The sequence below is a fragment of the Coleofasciculus sp. F4-SAH-05 genome (genome assembly GCF_040222985.1).
GTDB lineage: Bacteria > Cyanobacteriota > Cyanobacteriia > Cyanobacteriales > Coleofasciculaceae > Coleofasciculus > Coleofasciculus chthonoplastes.
In genome coordinates this window covers 1-2,205 of the sequence record NZ_JAVKBY010000031.1, presented here as the reverse complement: position 1 = coordinate 2,205, position 2,205 = coordinate 1, and the positions used below count along the sequence as shown (strand labels likewise).

Below are 2,205 nucleotides of genomic sequence, written 5' to 3'. Positions count from 1 at the left end.
TAGATGACAGAGCAACAAACTGGCGTCGTATTTGTAGGTGTCTTGACTCAAAAAACGGAGTACAAAAGTACTTAGACTGGTCAACTAGGGCTTTCTTTCAAGCCCCCACTGTACCCGTAGGGTCAGTGGTGGGTTGTTGACTGCACTTCTTCCTTGACAATTCTCAAGATGTCATCATTGATATGGCGGGGGGTCTTCATATAAAGTTTATCTTTTTCGGCTTGCAACACTCTCTCTATAATCCGACGTACCTCTGGCGACGCACTGGTAATCGGTTCTTGTACGTCAAACAGCGCCGCATTTGGATTATAGAGGGAGCGCTTTTCCGATAAAATTCTGGAGATTGCTTGAGTGGCTATGTCCGGATATTTAAAAGTCATCACATCAGGGGTTGACGAAAACTGAAATTACGATTATATTTACTTTTTCTTTGTATTTCTTCATAAAACCTTAACTTTATGTGTTGTATTTACTCCCAAAGTAGAATAATGTAATGTATACTTAATTTAAGCAGGGTGTTTGTTCGTGAATAATTATGCATTTAGTTAAACGATCGCCGTTTCGTCTGCTTTTAAGGAGTAACATTAAAAGCTGACTTGAGAAAGTTGCTCATAGTCTGTGACTTGTACGGAACACGGATACATGATTTCCGTTAAGACTAGGTGATTCTTATTGTTCATCACCCTTGTACCTTGTTTTGATGTCACTCTCTACTATAACAACCTAAGACCTAATGGTGGGTAGGCTGGGTTAGTTATAACTCCATAAAGATTTATCGCAATCCTCTGCAGACAGACCTATTGAGCTACAGACAATCCCCTGATTTTGCCGAGAGTCTATGCCACACCCTCATTGTCCAAATTAGTAATAACTGTCAATACCTATCATGAAAAAACCAATCGTAGCTTTAGGATTTACTGTCTTTTCCTTCATGTTGCCCGCAGAGGCTTTAGCGGCTACATTTAGCAAAATGTACGTCTTTGGTGATAGTCTCTCTGATCCCGGTAACATTTACAATGCCACAACTGCCGTTAATAGTATACCGATGCCTCCGGGGATTGACGTACTACCCGTTGAACCTACTGTTCCTCCCTACGATGAGGACGGACGTTTTTCTAATGATATAGTCTGGAGCGATTACTTGGCAGAGGATTTGGGAATAGACCTCATACCCTCTACGGAATTATCCGTATTTCTGCCCAGTTCTGATATCCTTTCCCCTATCACATTCGTTAACGGTCAACCTCAAGTTAGTCCTTTCTTTAATGGTGCGACGGCGACCAACAGCGTGAACTTTGCCTTCGGTGCGGCTCAAACAGGAACTCAAGGGGTGGGTGAGTTTGGTGAACTGATACCGGGAATGTTGACTCAGGTTGAGTGGTTTAAAGATGATCTAGCTGTAGCAGGTCAACAAGCAGATGAAGAGGCACTCTATATTATCTGGGGGGGTCCTAATGATTACCAGCTTGTACCCGACCCTGACCCGATGGAAACAGTAGGGAATTTAGCCGCAGGGATACAAACACTCTATGATTTAGGAGCGCGTAATTTCCTTGTCCCGAACTTGCCAGATTTGGGTAAAACCCCTCGCGCACTTAGCATGGGTGATCATATATCCATGAGTCTTACCACATTATCTCAAATCCATAACACCCTATTAAACAGAAGTCTTGGTGATTTGAGCCAATTGAATAACATCAATATCGTAGAGTTTGATACTTTTTCGATGTTGAATAAAACCATCGCCAATCCCGAAGTCAAGGGTTTCACCAATGTTACCAACTCTTGCATCGAACCCCTAAAAGATGACGGTAAATTAGATAGAACACAAGCTTTTGAAGTCTGTGATCACCCAGACGAGTATTTGTTCTGGGATGGTATTCACCCAACCACTGTCGCCCATGAACAACTCGCTGATGAGGCACTCTTAGCGCTGGAGTCAGAACCGCAGTCGGTTCCTGAACCGGTTTCGTCCGCTGCATTGGGATTTTTGGGACTCGGTTGGTTAATCGACAAGAAATTCAAGAAATCTCAGGCTAACTGTTCGACAAAAGAGGAGAGCAATTGACTTCTCCCCCGGTTAAAACGCGGGGGATTCTAAGAGGATACTACGGGACGGGCTTCAGCCGCGTCATGAAAGTTTTGTCTTCTTAGAGTTCCAGAGAAAAACTCTGGATGGCGCAGTCAAAAACGCCCTACAGACCT

Annotated in this window: 2 protein-coding genes; one reads left to right on the top strand and one right to left on the bottom strand. The window is 43.5% G+C overall.

The features are described from left to right. Positions 1 to 122 precede the first annotated feature (122 nt). A complete protein-coding gene (locus RIG27_RS03395; protein ID WP_446342442.1) occupies positions 123 to 380 on the bottom strand; it encodes a hypothetical protein in 258 nt (85 codons plus the stop codon). A 506-nt stretch (positions 381 to 886) separates the two neighbouring features. Here RIG27_RS03395 and RIG27_RS03390 point away from each other — a divergent pair. Then, positions 887 to 2,068, top strand: a complete 1,182-nt coding sequence (locus RIG27_RS03390) for an SGNH/GDSL hydrolase family protein (protein WP_446342440.1) — start codon at positions 887 to 889, stop codon at positions 2,066 to 2,068. Positions 2,069 to 2,205: the final 137 nt, after the last annotated feature.

Excerpts from the sequence above, each read along its gene's own strand:
- RIG27_RS03395 (WP_446342442.1), bottom strand. The coding sequence starts at position 380 with ATGACTTTTAAATATCCGGACATAGCCACTCAAGCAATCTCCAGAATT.
- RIG27_RS03390 (WP_446342440.1), top strand. The coding sequence starts at position 887 with ATGAAAAAACCAATCGTAGCTTTAGGATTTACTGTCTTTTCCTTCATG.